Origin of the sequence: Neisseria sp. HMSC075C10 (assembly GCF_001815615.1) — a bacterium.
Classification (GTDB): domain Bacteria; phylum Pseudomonadota; class Gammaproteobacteria; order Burkholderiales; family Neisseriaceae; genus Neisseria; species Neisseria subflava_A.
In genome coordinates, this window is the sequence record NZ_KV821254.1 from 57114 (window position 1) to 72928 (window position 15815).

Consider the following 15815-nt stretch of genomic DNA (forward strand, 5'->3'; position numbering starts at 1 on the left):
GGCCGTCTGAAAATGTTTTCAGACGGCCTTTTGTTTATTTAGATATATTGTACGGCAATGATGTCATATTCACGCACGCCGCCGGGTGCTTGAACTTCTGCAACGTCGCCTTCTTCTTTGCCGATCAGGGCTCGGGCAATGGGGGAGCCAACGTAGATTTTGCGTTCTTTGATATCTGCTTCATCTTCACCGACGATTTGGTAGGTAACTTGTTCTTCGGTTTCCAAGTCTTCCAGTGTCACAGTTGTACCGAACACGATTTTGCCTTCTGCATGGATTTCGGCAGGGTTGATGATGTGCGCCATAGAGAGTTTGTGTTCCAACTCGGCGATACGGCCTTCGATAAAGCCTTGACGCTCTTTGGCGGCTTCGTATTCTGCGTTTTCAGACAAGTCGCCGTGCGAACGTGCTTCGGCGATGGCTTCAATGACTTCTGGACGTGCTACGCTTTTGAGGTGTTGAAGTTCTTGTTTCAACAATTCTGCACCACGGACGGTCAAAGGGATTTTTTGCATTGAGTTCTCCATGAAAGCATGATGATGCTTTTAAAATTTTATCCGGCCACGCGCGGTAGCCGGATTGGAAATAAAAATACAAGCCGCCAAAGCTTGGCGGCTTGATGAATAAATAAGTAATGCCTGTATTCTACCAAATTCTGCCGAAACCGCAATGATTAAAACGGATTTTCAGTAAAGTGTTGTTTTCTGTTCTATTTTGTTTTTTCAGACGGCCTGAAAACTAAATATTGAAGTATTTCAAAGCTGCATCGGAAAAACGGTTTCTTAAATGAATGTTTTTGATTAAAATGTCTGATGCTAATTCGTAATAATTAGTCTGCTTTAACTATATAAAGAGAATATATGGAAACAAAACCAACTTCCCAAAATGAACAACAGGCTAACCGCCGTTATTTGACTGTTTGGCGATGGCATTTTTATGCCGGACTTTTGGTTGCGCCGTTTTTAACCCTGCTCGCTGTTACAGGGTTGGGAATGCTGCTATTTGCCAATGTCACCGGTAAAGAAGGCGAACGCATACATGTTACGCCGCAGGCGCAAGTGCAGCCTTTGTCGGCTCAGGCTGAAGCTGCTAGACAGTTTGTGAATCCGGAAACTGCTTCGGTAGTGCAGTATATTGCGCCGCGCGCAGATGATATGGTTGCCGTATTCCGCGTGAACAATGACGATAAGGCTGCTATGGTTGCCGTTGATCCCTATACGGCGAAGGTCGTCAATTCAACGCCGCGCAATGACGGCTGGTATCACATCATGGACGAAATCCATGGCGATATGATGATCGGCACGGTGGGCGACTATATACTGGAAACAGCCGCTTCACTGACTATTTTGATGATCATTACCGGGATTTACCTGTGGTGGGCAAAACAGCGCGGTGTGAAATCCATGCTTGTACCGAAAGCAGGTAAAGGACGTACATGGTGGCGTAGCATGCACGGCGCATTCGGCACTTGGGTTTCTTTGCTTCTGTTGCTGTTCTGTCTCTCGGGCGTTGCTTGGGCGGGAATTTGGGGCGGTAAGTTGGTTCAGTCTTGGAGCCAATTCCCTGCCGGTAAATGGGGCGTCGAACCGAACCCTGTATCTACCGTGCCGACCCACGGCGATGTGTTAAACGACGGTAAAATCAAAGAAGTGCCATGGGTTCTGGAGCTTACGCCTATGCCTGTTTCCGGTACGACGAAGGGCGAAAACGGCATCAATCCGAGCGAACCGATGACTTTGGAAACAGTTGACCGCTTTGCCCGCGAAATTGGTTTTGAAGGCCGTTACAAGCTTAATTTGCCTAAAGGCGAAACGGGCGTGTGGACGCTGTCTCAGGACTCGATGAGCTACGATATGCCCAGTCCGACCGCCGACCGCACGGTACACATCGATCAATACAGCGGCAAAGTCCTTGCCGACATCCATTACGATGATTACAACTGGTTTGGTAAATTCATGGCGGTCAGCATTGCGCTGCATATCGGTACGATGGGCTGGTGGAGTGTGCTGGCGAACGTTTTGTTCTGCTTGGCAGTCATTTTCGTCTGCATCAGCGGCTGTGTGATGTGGTGGAAACGCCGTCCTTCGGAAGCACGTGGTTTGGTTCCTCCTGCACAGAAAATCAAATTGCCGGTATGGTGGGCAATGGCTGTGCCACTTCTGATTTTGGCTGTGATTTTCCCAACAGCTATTGCCGCAATTGCTGTTATTTGGATTTTGGATACACTGTTGTTGTCGCGTATCCCTGCATTGGCAAGATGGTTTAAATAACCGCCCGATGTGATTAAAGGCCGTCTGAATCTTTTGTTTCAGACGGCCTTTTGTATAAAGGTTAAAAGAAGCAAGGGAATTATGATTCTGTTTAAGTTTATGCGCGAGAAGTGTATTGTGATTGGCTTGCAGGATTGTGTAAGAAAGATGAGGAGATCTTGTATAAAAACAAAAAACCCACTTCATTGAAGTGGGTTTTTGATGAAAGCGATTAACCTTTGCGAGCAGGCAATTTTTCTTTAATGCGAGCTGCTTTACCGGTCAGGCCGCGCAAGTAGTACAGTTTGGCGCGACGTACGTCACCACGGCGTTTAACTTCGATTTTTTCTACGGTAGGAGAGTAAAGTTGGAAAGTGCGTTCTACACCTTCGCCGCTAGAGATTTTGCGAACGATGAAGTTGCTGTTCAGGCCACGGTTGCGGCGAGCGATAACAACACCTTCGTATGCTTGCAGACGGCTGCGAGAACCTTCAACTACGCGTACAGATACGACAACGGTGTCGCCTGGAGCGAATTCAGGGATTTCTTTGTTCAAGCGAGCGATTTCTTCTTGCTCTAATTGTTGAATCAAGTTCATTTGTTTTTCCTAAGTTATGATTGGATTTCCTGTTGCTCTTGCAAGATTTCTTTTAAGAGGCGGGATTCCTTTGGGATTAAACTGCGCTTTTCCAATAAATCAGGTCGGCGCTCTAAAGTGCGTCGCAGCGATTGTTTCAATCGCCACTCGGCAATCAAGCCATGATTTCCTGAGCGTAAGACCTCGGGAACCATCATGCCTTGGAATTCTACGGGTTTGGTGTAATGAGGACAGTCTAAAAGGCCGTCTGAAAACGAGTCTTGTTCGGCTGACTGTATATCGCCCAATACACCCGGGACCAATCTTAAGACGGCATCCATCAACATCATGGCGGGTAATTCACCGCCCGAGACGACAAAGTCGCCAATGCTGATTTCTTCGTCCACACTGCTTTGCAACAGTCTTTCATCTATGCCTTCATAGCGTCCGCATAGAAGAACAAGATGGGGCAGTTCGGCAAGTTCTGCAGCTTTTTTATGCGTCAGCGGCTGACCTTGCGGACTGAGATAAATTACTTTGGCAGGTTTTTGCGAGTTTGCTTTGGCTTCTTCGATTGCCGCTTGAAGCGGCGGCGCCATCATAATCATTCCCGGACCACCTCCGAAGGGGCGATCATCAATATAGCCAAGTTTATTGTCGGCAAATTTACGGGGATTGATGGCTTGGAACTGCCAAAGATTTTGTTTTCTTGCTCTGCCTGTAACGCCATATTCGACAATGCTGTCGAACATCTCTGGGAAAATGGTGATGGCTTGAATCAGCATCAGTAGTCCAAACCCCAGTCGGCGATAATGGTTTTGCTGTCGGTATCGACAGATTCGATATAGTTGGAGACAAAGGGAATCAGGATTTGTCCGTGTTCGCCTTTAATCATCAAAACATCATTTGCACCGGTTTCCATCAGGTTGCTGACTTTGCCGAGGACGATGTTTTCTTTGTTGATGACGGTCATGCCGACTAAATCTGCCCAGTAGTATTCATCTTCCTCAGTAGGGGCGAATGACTCTCTGGGGATTTCGATGGTATAGCCGCGCAAGGCAAATGCTTGGTCGCGATCGTCTATACCTTCAAATTTGACCTGAAGTTCGCCATTGACAATTTTACCTGCCTCAAGCATAACATCCAGGGTTTTGCCATCCTTGCACAACTGCCACTCGGGGTAGTCCAGCAGGCTGTCGGTATATTCGGTATTGGCGGCAATTTTAAGCCAGCCTTTAATGCCGAATACGCCTTTGATGTAGCCCATGGCTACCCGTTTTTGAGTGTCTGTCATGGTCGTTTCGGCTGATTAAGCAGCGATTTTTTGCTCTTTAATCAGTTTGGCAACTGCGTCGCTAACTTTCGCGCCTTGAGCAACCCAGTGGTTGATGCGGTCTGCGTCGAAACGTACGCGTTCTTGTTTTTCGTTGGCAACGGGGTTGTAGAAACCTACGCGCTCGATGAAGCGGCCGTCACGACGGTTGCGAGAGTCAGTTACGACTACGTTGTAGAAAGGGCGGTGTTTTGAGCCGCCGCGAGCCAAACGGATAACTACCATTTTGAGTCCTTTTGAAAAATGCGGATATATAGAAACCGCTAATTTTAGGATATTTCACACGGGTTATGCAAGTTTTTATTTGTTTTTGTTGCTGTTTTGCCATTCGTTCAAATCGAGGCTTGCTTGATACAGGCCGCGATCGGTCTCCGATGGGGTAACGGTAAATCCTGATTTTTCAGCGAGTTTGAGCATCGGTGTGTTTTCTTTGAGGATTTCCGCATTCATGGTTTGGTAACCTTGCTGTGTGGCAGTTTGGATAATGAAGCTCATCATTTTGCCGGCCAAGCCGGTTTTGCGTACTTCAGGCGCTAAAGTAATGCCGAACTCGCACTCATTGCGATTGATGCGGCTGTAGCGGCTGACTGCGACGATACGGCCGTCTGAAGCGAAGGCTGCCCACGCGCATTCGGTATGGAAATCGGGACGGGTCAGCCGTGCGAGTGTGGGCAGCGGTAACTCGTTGGTATGGGTCATGAAGCGAGTATAGCGGTCGGCCGCGGGTAATTGGCGGACAAATTTTTGTTTGGCTTCGGCATCTTCAGGTTCTAGTGCGCGGATGTGCAGTGTGTTGCCGTCGGGCAGGGTAAAGGTATCGGTTTGGCTCGGATAGGGTGCGAGTACGTTTTGTATCTCGGGCGTTTCGGTTTTAGGGTGCAGCAGTTCGGAAGCGGCTTCGCCGGTGTTGCGTAGGAATTCGGCTGCGACCGGATTTTTTTGTTGGAGGTAGGCGGCGGCACTTTGCATTTTAGCGGCGGCCTGTTCTAAGGTTTGGACGGCTTTTTTGGGGATTTTGGTTGTCGGCGCGGCTGGTTTTTCCACAATTTCGGGAATGATGGTGCTGCTGTATTGGCTGCCGTTGTAGTTGAGGATGATGTCGCCGATATGCTGGTTGTTGTGGATAAGCGTGTTTAGGGAATACAGGAATTGATTGAGAACGGAAGTGTTGTCGAGTTCTGCAAATTGGCTTAAACGCTGGATATCGAGTGTGGTAAATGGAGGTAATGCGGCTTCGGTTTTGCCGTTGTAATGGGCGGAAAGGATGTTGCCGTAAATGGCATGGCGGCTGAACCGGAACTGGACGGCATTGTGTTTTTGGGTTTGGCACGGAGGCAGGTATAGGGCTTCCGCCATCAGTTCGGTTTGGCCGGAAGCAATGGCTTTATCGATATTTTTGCTTTTAGGTGTTTTCAGACGGCCTGTTTTGGCTGGCGCAGGGGTATTTTGCACCTGTTGCAAATAGGCGGTTTGATTGCGGAAATAAAGTGTCAGTAAGGCTTCTTCCGGCGTGTTAAACCGAGTCAGGCCGTCTGAAAAACGATAGCTGACGAGAATGGGCTTGCTGGTTTTTTGTGTCAAATTATCCAGAGTTTGATGAATGCTGTACGCATCCGGCGTATCTGGCGAAATAATGCCGAGCAGGGCTTGAGTATGCGGATTTTGTAATTGTTCGAGCGCCAGACGGTGGATGCGTGCAGGCGTGGGGTTGCTGCCGATGCAGCCTTGTCGGATGGATGGTACATCGGTTGGGAGGTCGAGGGTCAATTCACAGGCATTGGCGGTAGTGTGCAGCCATTCTATCGGCGTGTCGGACAGAATGGTGGGGTTGGTAATGACGGGAATGCCGGAAAGGTGGGCTTTTAGGGCTGCTTCCAGCTCGGCGGTATTGAATACCGGTTGGAAATTGCAATGGCGGCTGAGGCTGCGCAGGATGGCTTTGTCTGTGTCGTTGGTATGGTGTGTGGACAACAGGATAAGCGGGGTGTGACGTGTGAAGTGGCGGATGGCGCTGAACAGCTCGCGTTGGTTTTCGGTCGGATTGTAGTGGATGACGGCAACTTTGGTATGGCGGTTGTGGCCGAAGCGGTTGAGCCAGTCGGCGGATGTGGTGGGACTTAGGTTGTAGTTGAGGCTGATGTGGCGCGATATGCCTTGATGCATTGTGTTCAGCAGATGGTTGATGTTGCGGCTGACAGTGCTGTGGCCGGTGAGTAATGCGATATGGCCGGCCGGATAGTCGGCTTGGGTGCCGATATTGAGATTGAGTGAGGGAAGTTGGACGCCTGCGCTGTTACAAACGCTGATGTTTAATTCGTCGCCGTGATATTTTTGAATGATGGAACGGGCGTTTTTGCAGGATTCGGGCGGCAGGTTCTCCCAATCTTGGATCAGGATAATGTGGCGCAGGCCTTTTTTGCGGCAGGCTTTGAACAGTGTGTCGTAATGGTCGTGCGGGATGACGGCAACAACTAGGTCGGCCTGGCCTGGAATTTTGCTGAGGCTGGAGTAGGAGGGGAGGCCGGCAACGCTGCTGTGGCGGAGATTGACGGGCGTGATTTTGCCTTGATATGAGGAACCGAGCAGGTGGCTGAAAATGCGTTCGCCAAGGCTGTGGGGGCGTTCGCTGGCGCCGACAAGGATGATGTGTTCGGGCATGAAGAAGTAGCCGGTTTGGACGGTTGCATTCATGATGGTTCCTTATTTGTGTTTTGGGCCGTCTGAAGAGTTTCAGACGGCCTTATTTTTAGGCTTCTTTTTTGTCTCCGGCTTTCTTTTTGGGAAGGATGAAACGCATCCTCAGGCCGTTGGGTTTGATGTTTTCAGCAATGATTTTGCCGCAGTGCTGCTCCATGATGTGTTGCGTCAAGGCAAGCCCCAAGCCGGTGCCGGGTTTGTGTGCGCTGGAGTCGGCACGATAAAAGGCGGTAAAAATATGCGGAAGCTGCATTTCATCGACACCCGGGCCGTTGTCGGTAACATCGATAATCCAGTGTTTGCCGTCTTGTCCGATATGAGCCTGAATGGTACTGCCTTCCGGACTGTAGTTGATGGCATTGCGGATAACGTTGTCGAAGGCACGGTATAGATAGCCTTCGTTGGCACTGATTACGGCATTTTCAGGGATTTTAGGGTCAATGCTCAGGGTAACGCTTTGATTGTTTTGGTGGGCAATGCTTTGGTTGTCCTCAATCAAGTTGGTCAGGAATGAAACGAGTTTGAGGTTTTCTTTTTCCAAAGGGATATTGGAAGTCTCTAGGCGGGAGAGGGTCAACAATTCGCCGACCAAAGTATCCATGCGCACCAGTTCGCCTTCGAGTCGCTTGAGATATTGCTCTTGTTTTTGCGGCTGAGATTGAATCAGGCCGACAATCGCTTGCATACGTGCCAGCGGCGAACGCATTTCATGAGAAACGTGGTGCAGCAGGTGGCGCTCTTTGGCAACAAGTTTTTCAAGTTTCTCGGCCATTTTGTCGAACTGCACGGCAAGGTGGGACAATTCGTCGTCACGGTCGTCAACTTGTTGGGAAATACGGGTTTCGAGTTCGCCGTTGGCTACTCTGTCCATGCCGCCACCAAGAATTTTGATGGGCTTGGTAATGTTGTTGGCAAGGATGTATGCCATCAGCAGGCCGACGATGATGATGAAAGACAGAATGATAAATTCGTGCCAAATAGGCGAAAGCGGCAAGCCGGGAATGAAGAGCGGACTAGGGAGACGTTGGGCCTGATGGTTGTCCCAGCCTTTAATGAAGAAGAGGTATTCTTCGCCAAAACGGTCGTATTCGATGTGTGCCAAATCAGATTCAGGATTGTTGATGGCAAAGATACGGGCGCGTTCGATGGAGAGGCTATCGATGTCGCGGCCTAAAATATCTTTTTTATCATCGCCGGTAATCACATAAACGGCATTGGAGACCGGATTGTTTTTCCATTCCGAAAGAATTTCACGCGCACCGCTGTCTCCGCGCGAGTTAAACGCGGAGATGATGCTGCTCATTAATGTGGTTTCGATGGTGCGGCGTTGGTTGAATTGGTTTTCGGCGAGGGTATTTTGTACCAGCCAAAATGAAAAACTCGCCACAAAGATTGCGCAGACGATAACTGCGCAAAATGTGGCGAAGATGCGTTGAAACAGTTTCATTGATCTGTTTAATCTTTAGTTTTTAACAAACAGGTAGCCTAAGCCGCGTACGGTTTGAATCAAGGAGGCATCGCCCAATTTGTGGCGGATGCTGGAGATGTGTACGTCGATGCTGCGGTCAAATTTAGCCAGTTTGCGGTCGAGTGCCTCGATAGACAGGGTCTCTTTGCTGACGACTTGTCCAGCGTGGCGCATCAAAACTTCGAGCAGGTTGAATTCGGTGCTGGTCAATTCGAGCGGAGTGTCTTTGATGCTGGCTTGGCGTTTGGCCGGGTACAAAACGACGTCGCTGACGGAAATGCTGTTAGGCGCGTTGTTTTGTTCGTTGCTGTGTTGCGCACGGCGCAGGATGGCGTTGATGCGGGCCAAGAGTTCGCGCGGTGTGCATGGTTTCGGAACATAATCGTCCGCACCCATTTCCAGACCGATGATGCGGTCGATGTCGTCGCCTTTCGCGGTCAGCATGATGATGGGTACGGTGCTTTGGGTGCGTACGTTTTTCAGCACGTCCAAACCGTTCATTTTAGGCATCATGGAGTCTAATACGACGACATCGTATTGTCCGGTCAGAATTTCTTGAACGCCGGCTTCGCCGTCGGGAACACTATGAACGTTGAGGCCTTCGGCAGTCAGGTATTCGGTCAGCAATTCGGTCAAGAGGGCATCGTCATCTACGAGTAATACGCGACTCATGGAATTTCCTTTTCGTGATTGTATGCGCCGCGGTACTAAATGGCAGTATGGCGCTTAAAATAGAGTTGTGTTCAATCTTAACATGCAATCTGCTTTTGTTGATAGCGTAATTTTCTGTGCTTTTGCGCTTTTTTGCATAGAAACTCGCTGCTCTTTACATTTTCAGACGGCCTGTAAGGACAAACTGACAATTGGGTGTGTTTTGTTCAGGGTTTGTCGCATGATTGGGCGGTTTGGTGTTTCGGTGCGTTGATGAAATCTTTGCAATCGGACAAAAGTTTGGGCAGCAAGGGGGCGAATGCCGGGTGGCTGCGTATTTTGTCGGCGTAGAAATACATCATATAAGGATAATAATATTGCATTGCCTGCATCCATTGCGCACCTTCTTCTTTTTTGCCTTGTCGGTAGAGGTAAAGGCCGACTTGGTAGGCGCTGGAGTAGGGGCGGTAGGTCAGGGCTTTGAGTGCGGCTTCTTCCGCCCACGGACGGATGTAGGCATCGGTCGGGTCGGCACGTTTGCTCAAGCTCAAATCGGCGTAATAGGCAAGCATGGGGCTTTCTTTGGAAAGTCGTTGCAAGCCGTCGATTTTGTTTTGAACTGTTTGCGGATCGTCGGTTTTCCCTACACGGCTATATTGGGTCAGATTTTGATATTCCCAGCTGAGGTTTGCCATGCCGATTAAAATCGATAAAGCAGCTATACCGCCTGCCCATTGTCTGATTCGGGTAGATAAAGGGCCGTCTGAAACATCTTTCGGATAAGAAGGTGTCAGAGACAGAATCAGGCTGAATACGGTAAGGAAGTAGATATACCAAAGCGGATATTCGAGCATGCTGTGGCAGAGGCTGACGGAGGCGGCAGTCAGTAAAAACAGCGAGGCCGGTGTTTGGTTGAGTCCCAACAGTCGCCATACGGCTGCAAGCAGGGTTAAGGTTGCGAGCAAGGTGCCGGCAATGCCCATTTCGGACAATAACTGCATGACGATATTGTGCGAATGGGTAAACAGTACGCCGAGGATATTATTGGGGAAATATTGTTGCTGGGCATTGATCAGAAAGGTTTGCTGGGCAAAGCTGTTCCAGCCATGGCCGAACCAAGGTGCGGATTTAAAGGCAATCCATGCTTTGCTCCATTCGATTTGGCGCATGGAGCCTTCAAAGCCGCTGGTGCCTGCGCGTTCGACAGCAGTTTCGTATTTGATGTTGCCAAACAAATCCAACAGGCTGCCCATACCGAATTGGAAAGCGGCGGCCAGGATGGCAGTCAGGAGAAAAATGCACAGTGCGCGTTTGTGTTGGAAACGGGTACGCCAAAACCATAACGGCGTAATCAGGAATAGGGCGGCGATGTAGCCTAAGATGGTGCGCGAGTTGACAAGGCCGAGGGTTGCGGTCAAAGCCAATACGAACAGAAAACCTGCTGTATTGGACATTTTGCGTGCCGTCCATAAATAGGATGCCGCCAAAATGCCCCACATTAAATAATGTCCCAAATGATTGCGCTGGCCGAGTTGACCGTTTACGGTGCCGTTGCTTCGGGCAATGATACCGTTCAACCACTCTACGTTGGACCAGCCTTTAAATTGCAGCCAGATGATGGTGGCTTGTATGGTTGCCCCTATCAATAAAGACCAAGCAAAGATGCTGACGACGCGCTCCTGTCCGTAAGCTGCTACCCAGCCCCGCACCGACCATGCGCCCAGTGCCAAAATGACAAAGGTCCAGGCAGTAATATCGCTCATGCCGGGGTAGGTAGAGTGCATGAGGCGCGCTTGGAGCGACCAAAATGCAGCCATGGCAAACAAACCGATACTGAGTGCGGGAAGGCGGATATTCAGCAGGCCTTTGTGTGCGCTAATCAATGTCAGTACCAATGAGCCGCTCAGTGAAATGGCTTCCAGATAAAAGCTGGGTAATGGGCCGACTCGGTAGAGTGAAAGAAAAGGGATGGCACAAATCCAAAGAAAACTGAGCCATAAAGGCCAAAAGGTTTTCACTGAAGATTCAGTCAGGCCGTCTGAAAGTGTGTGGTAGGTCATTTTGATGTGTGTTTTTGTTGTTTGATAAATGCAAGGCAGCCGAGGAAAAAGGCAATGCACAATAATACGGAAACGGCGGCGCAAATCCGGCTGGCGAGAGCCGTGTCTGCCAGGCGCATACAGGCTTCGGCAAAGTAAATCAGAATCAGCATGGAGCTGTATTGGTAAGTGTAGATGCGTTTTTTCAAAATGCCGGTCAACGGCAAGCACAAAGGCAGGGCTTTCAGTGCCAACCATGAGCCGCCTTCGCGCAATGGCGCGATCCATAATTCCCATGATAAGGAAAGCAGGATCAGCAGGATAAGGCTTATGGAAGTTGCAAGATAAGGTAATGGGGAGCGTGTATTGTTCACAATATTGAGGGCGTAAAGCCGTACTGGAAAACTTAAAATTATACCGCTAAAAAGGCAGGGTAAGCCAAGAATATTGCTTAAAGATGTTGAAGAAAGGATTTATTGTTTTTTCTTCAAACGAATGAAACTTTATCTTGTTTTATAGTCTTATTAATATATATATTTAATAAAGATTGTGCTATTATTCTAAATACTTTATCTCAGGAGGATAGAAAACCATGAATCGCGTTGCTGATGTTATCCGTGATGATATTAAAGTAATGACAGCCTATCAGGTTGCCGATTTGCCGGAAGGTTTTATTAAGTTGGACGCCATGGAGTGTCCGCATCATCCTTTCGCCGGGTATGAATCTTTATTATCGGAATGGGCGGACTTGGCAAAGCAGGCGCCGATTCATTTGTATCCCCATACTGCCAAGAGCGGCATTTATGAAGAATTGAGGGAGGTTTTCGGTATTCCCGATAAAGCGGAAATCGCGTTGGGTAACGGCTCCGACGAGCTTATCCAATTTTTGACTATGCTGATTGCCAAACCAAATGCGCGTGTATTGGGTATTGAGCCAAGTTTTGTTATGTATCGTCATAATGCCGCGCTTTATGGCATGGAATATGTCGGCGTTCCCTTAAATCCGGATTTTTCTTTAAATCTCCCTGCCGTTTTGACCGCTATCGAGCAACATCGGCCGTCATTAATTTTTATTGCCTATCCCAATAACCCTACCGGCGTGTGCTTTAAGCGAGAAGAAGTAGAGGCGGTCATTCGTGCGGCAACCGGCATTGTGGTTGTCGATGAGGCATATGGTGCGTTTCATCATGACAGTTTCCTTCCGTGGGCGGGCGAAGTCGAAAACCTGGTCGTAATGCGCACCATCAGTAAAATCGGCTTTGCCGGCTTGCGGATGGGATATGCAGCGGCAAGTCCAAGCATTATAGGTGAACTGGCCAAAATCCTTCCGCCTTACAATATGAATCAATTAAGCTTGGCGGCGGCAAAATTCTCATTGAAACATCATCAAATTATTCAGCAAAACATTGATACATTAAAAAACGATCGTTCGCGCGTGATGAATGAATTGTTGAAATTAAACCGTTTGGAAGTTTTTCCGAGCGAAGCCAACTTTATTACCGTTCGCGTTCCTGATGCGAACGAGCTGTTTGAAACATTGAAGCAAAACCGCATACTGATTAAAAAACTGCATGGCAGCCATCCGCTTTTGGATCAGTGTGTCCGCATAACCATAGGCTCGGCAGCGCAAAATGATGCCGTCTTGGCGGTTATTAGAAACCTTTACCCCAATCTTTGATTTCAAGGAAACTACCATTATGAACAAAGCTCAACTGCATTTGACCAATTTTCTGTTACTGGTTGAAGAAGCCGGCTCATTGACCAAGCTTGCACGCGCGTGCGGTTATGAAAACTCCGCCTCTTTGTCTCAGCTCAAACGCCGTTTGGAACAACAAGCAGGCGATGAGTCTGCACGCGGCATTCGTCCGAGCCTGGCTGCGAAGTTGGAATCCGGTATGCACAAACGCAAAGGCTGGCTGAACCGTGGTCACAGCAAAGATCAAGAAAAAGCAGCAGCGGTTGAAGCGGCGCGTTTGGAAAAACAAACTGTCGAAGCAGCAGAAACTGGTGTTTCAACCGAAGGCCGTTTTGTTACCGTTACTCGTAATACCTGCGAAACCCAAATTACCGTCAGCCTCAATCTTGATGGTACCGGCAAATATCGCTTGGATACCGGCGTTCCTTTCCTTGAACACATGCTTGCCCAAGTGGCGCGTCATGGTTTGATTGACTTGGATATTACCTGCAAAGGCGATTTGCACATTGACGACCATCATACGGTTGAAGACATCGGTATCGTGGTGGGTCAGGCCCTGAAACAAGCGCTTGGCAATAAAGCCGGCATTACCCGTTATGGCCATGCCTATGTTCCGCTGGATGAAGCGTTGAGCCGTGTAGTCATCGACCTTTCCGGCCGCCCTGGCTTGGTGTACAACATTGACTTTACCCGCGCCCTGATCGGCCGTTTTGATGTCGATTTGTTTGAAGAATTTTTCCACGGCCTTGTAAATCACAGCATGATGACCTTGCACATCGATAACTTGAGCGGCCGTAATGCACATCATCAAGCCGAGACCGTTTTCAAAGCCTTCGGCCGTGCATTGCGCATGGCGGTCGAATACGATCCGCACATGATGGGTCAAACGCCTTCTACCAAAGGCACGTTGAGTGAAGAGTCTGTTCAAGAAGAAGCAGAAGCCGCGTCTGAAGAATAAGGCATCGTGTGAATGAATAAAGGCCGTCTGAAACCGATCGGGATTTCAGACGGCCTTTATTATTCATCTTGTATGGTGGCAATATTTTGTTTTAAACCATCTTTTGCTACAATCATTCTTATTATTATATTAATCATTAAATGTTTTCAGACGGCCTGAGGAGAAACAATGAAAGTAGCGATTGTCGATTATGGAATGGGAAACCTGCACTCAGTATTCAAATCTGTTCAGGCGGCGCAGGTCTTGTCCAATCAAAATGCCGAGGTTTATCTGACTTCGCGGCCAGAAGAGGTGATGGCGGCAGATAAGGTTATCTTTCCGGGGCAGGGTGCCATGCCGGATTGTATGTCGGCGCTGAAGGCAAGCGATTTGGGCGAGGCGGTTTCAGACGGCCTGAAAAACAAGCCGTTTTTTGGAATTTGCGTAGGTGCTCAATTATTGTTTGAACACAGCGAAGAAGGCGATACAGATGGTTTGGGTTGGTTTGAAGGCCAAGTCAAACGGTTTTTGCCCAATCAAACCGATGCACAGGGAGGCCGTCTGAAAGTGCCGCATATGGGTTGGAATACAATACGTCAAACCCGCCCGCATCCTTTGTTTCAAGACATTGGGCAGAACGAATATTTCTATTTTGTTCACAGCTATTATTTTGCGCCGAAAAATGAAGAGATTGTTTTAGGCGTCAGCGAATATCCGAATGAATTTGCCTGCATTGTCGGTCAAGACAATGTGTTTGCCACACAGTTTCACACGGAAAAAAGTCATCAGGCAGGATTATTGCTGCTGCGGAATTTTTTAAATTGGCAGATTTGAGGTTTTTAACATAAATCTGCTAAAAATCGCTAATTTGTGTAAAATATACTGAAACTGAATAGAGGAGAAAAAAATGCTGTTGATACCTGCCATTGATTTGAAAGAAGGACGTTGTGTCCGCTTGAAACAAGGTTTGATGGAGCAGGCGACGGTGTTTTCCGATTCGCCGGCAGAGATGGCTTTGCATTGGCGCAACCAAGGCGCACGCCGTTTGCATTTGGTTGATTTGAACGGCGCATTCGCAGGCGTTCCTCAAAATTTTCCGGCGATTAAAGAAATTTTGGCTGCCGTGGCCAAAGATATTCCGGTACAGCTTGGCGGTGGCATCCGTGATTTGGAAACCATTGAAAAGTATTTAGATTTGGGTTTGACTGATGTGATTATCGGCACGGCTGCGGTAAAAAATCCTGAATTTGTGCGCGAAGCATGCAAGGAATTTCCGGGGCAGATTATTGTCGGCCTGGATGCCAAAGACGGTATGGTGGCGATAGACGGTTGGGCAACGGTAACGGAACATCATGTCGTCGATTTGGCCCAACGTTTTGAAGACGATGGCGTCAACAGCATTATTTACACCGATATCGGCCGCGACGGCATGATGAGCGGCGTGAATATCGAAGCTACCGTCAAATTGGCCCAATCCGTGAATATCCCGATTATCGCTTCCGGCGGTTTGACGAATTTGGATGATATCCGCGCATTGTGTGCCGTCGAAAAAGAAGGTGTGAGCGGAGCGATTACCGGCCGTGCAATTTACGAGGGAAGCATTGATTTTGCACAGGCGCAAAAACTGGCCGATTCTTTAGCTTAAATGTGTCGGATTATGCGGATAAGACCTTGCAGGCCATTAAAACGCAGCGGCTGACGCAGCACACAAAAATGCACTCAAAGGGATTGCCTGTATAGGTCATGGGTTTATATCTGTTTGAAATAATTATAAAAATAACCCAATCGATATTTTTTTATTAAGGGATTAGTATGCTTGAAGCGTTTGTTTTGGGTTTTTGGATTATCTGGTCATCCGACCGCGAAGTGTATCCGCTAAGCGAAAGTTTGTGGTTTACACTGATTGCAGTGATATTGCGGCAGCTGACGGCGTTTGATTTGCCGATTATCGATACCTATTGGATGATTTTCAACGGGATAATATGGGCATTTGCCGGGTTGATTTTCGCCATTGTCGGCCGTATCGACAGCAATTTTATTATTTCCTGCGTGTTGGCGATGATGGCCGGTATCGGTTATTTTCAATTGTTGCAACATTTGCCGGATTGGTTGGGCAAATTTTTGGCCTGACGGTTTCAGACGGCCTGATAACGGATAAGAGGTATTGG

16 protein-coding genes are annotated in these 15815 nt (G+C 48.5%); 6 read left to right on the top strand and 10 right to left on the bottom strand.

All coding sequences use genetic code 11. The annotated features are described in order from the left end of the window. Positions 1-38: 38 nt before the first annotated feature. Positions 39-515: a transcription elongation factor GreA gene (gene greA, locus HMPREF3047_RS04030; protein WP_003684304.1), complete on the bottom strand. Its 477-nt coding sequence runs from the start codon at positions 513-515 to the stop codon at positions 39-41. Between the two features lie 345 nt (positions 516-860). On the opposite strand from greA, the gene HMPREF3047_RS04035 reads away from it, so the two are divergent. Next, positions 861-2270, top strand: coding sequence for a PepSY-associated TM helix domain-containing protein (locus tag HMPREF3047_RS04035; RefSeq protein WP_070712260.1), 1410 nt, complete (start codon positions 861-863; stop codon positions 2268-2270). A gap of 211 nt (positions 2271-2481) precedes the next feature. On the opposite strand, the gene rplS is transcribed toward HMPREF3047_RS04035, so the two are convergent. From rplS to HMPREF3047_RS04080, 9 genes are all read right to left on the bottom strand, one after another. Beyond that, the gene (gene rplS / locus HMPREF3047_RS04040) at positions 2482-2847 is read right to left on the bottom strand and encodes a 50S ribosomal protein L19 (protein WP_003679470.1); all 366 of its coding nucleotides are present in this window, start codon (positions 2845-2847) and stop codon (positions 2482-2484) included. 14 nt (positions 2848-2861) lie between these two features. Further along, complete coding sequence (gene trmD / locus HMPREF3047_RS04045; protein ID WP_003679468.1) at positions 2862-3611, bottom strand: tRNA (guanosine(37)-N1)-methyltransferase TrmD; 750 nt, start codon at positions 3609-3611, stop codon at positions 2862-2864. Then, a complete protein-coding gene (rimM, locus tag HMPREF3047_RS04050) occupies positions 3611-4120 on the bottom strand; it encodes a ribosome maturation factor RimM (protein ID WP_070460175.1) in 510 nt (169 codons plus the stop codon). The genes trmD and rimM overlap by 1 nt, the downstream gene beginning before the upstream one ends. Before the next feature lie 15 nt (positions 4121-4135). Continuing rightward, positions 4136-4384, bottom strand: a complete 249-nt coding sequence (gene rpsP, locus HMPREF3047_RS04055) for a 30S ribosomal protein S16 (protein ID WP_003679465.1) — start codon at positions 4382-4384, stop codon at positions 4136-4138. A gap of 75 nt (positions 4385-4459) precedes the next feature. Next, complete coding sequence (locus HMPREF3047_RS04060; protein WP_070584971.1) at positions 4460-6850, bottom strand: bifunctional acetate--CoA ligase family protein/GNAT family N-acetyltransferase; 2391 nt, start codon at positions 6848-6850, stop codon at positions 4460-4462. Positions 6851-6905: 55 nt separating this feature from the next. Then, entirely contained in the window at positions 6906-8303 is a 1398-nt protein-coding gene (locus HMPREF3047_RS04065; protein ID WP_070584973.1) for a HAMP domain-containing sensor histidine kinase, read from the bottom strand. Positions 8304-8318: 15 nt separating this feature from the next. After that, positions 8319-8996 carry a two-component system response regulator MisR gene (gene misR / locus HMPREF3047_RS04070; RefSeq protein WP_003748666.1) on the bottom strand — a complete coding sequence of 226 codons (678 nt, stop codon included), beginning with the start codon at positions 8994-8996 and terminating at the stop codon, positions 8319-8321. A 206-nt stretch (positions 8997-9202) separates the two neighbouring features. Further along, positions 9203-11035 carry a PglL family O-oligosaccharyltransferase gene (locus HMPREF3047_RS04075; protein WP_070584975.1) on the bottom strand — a complete coding sequence of 611 codons (1833 nt, stop codon included), beginning with the start codon at positions 11033-11035 and terminating at the stop codon, positions 9203-9205. After that, positions 11032-11388: a DUF2069 domain-containing protein gene (locus HMPREF3047_RS04080; protein ID WP_039862096.1), complete on the bottom strand. Its 357-nt coding sequence runs from the start codon at positions 11386-11388 to the stop codon at positions 11032-11034. Before HMPREF3047_RS04080 ends, HMPREF3047_RS04075 begins: the two co-directional genes overlap by 4 nt. Positions 11389-11606: 218 nt before the next feature. On the opposite strand from HMPREF3047_RS04080, the gene hisC reads away from it, so the two are divergent. The 5 genes from hisC (at position 11607) to HMPREF3047_RS04105 (ending at position 15777) form a co-directional block, all read left to right on the top strand. Beyond that, entirely contained in the window at positions 11607-12692 is a 1086-nt protein-coding gene (gene hisC / locus HMPREF3047_RS04085; protein ID WP_070584977.1) for a histidinol-phosphate transaminase, read from the top strand. 19 nt (positions 12693-12711) lie between these two features. Continuing rightward, a complete protein-coding gene (hisB, locus tag HMPREF3047_RS04090) occupies positions 12712-13668 on the top strand; it encodes an imidazoleglycerol-phosphate dehydratase HisB (protein WP_070584979.1) in 957 nt (318 codons plus the stop codon). Positions 13669-13836: 168 nt separating this feature from the next. Beyond that, positions 13837-14481 carry an imidazole glycerol phosphate synthase subunit HisH gene (hisH, locus tag HMPREF3047_RS04095; protein ID WP_070712261.1) on the top strand — a complete coding sequence of 215 codons (645 nt, stop codon included), beginning with the start codon at positions 13837-13839 and terminating at the stop codon, positions 14479-14481. Between the two features lie 73 nt (positions 14482-14554). Next, entirely contained in the window at positions 14555-15292 is a 738-nt protein-coding gene (gene hisA / locus HMPREF3047_RS04100) for a 1-(5-phosphoribosyl)-5-[(5-phosphoribosylamino)methylideneamino]imidazole-4-carboxamide isomerase (protein WP_036493169.1), read from the top strand. Between the two features lie 167 nt (positions 15293-15459). Beyond that, positions 15460-15777 carry a hypothetical protein gene (locus HMPREF3047_RS04105; RefSeq protein WP_036493171.1) on the top strand — a complete coding sequence of 106 codons (318 nt, stop codon included), beginning with the start codon at positions 15460-15462 and terminating at the stop codon, positions 15775-15777. Positions 15778-15815 lie beyond the last annotated feature (38 nt).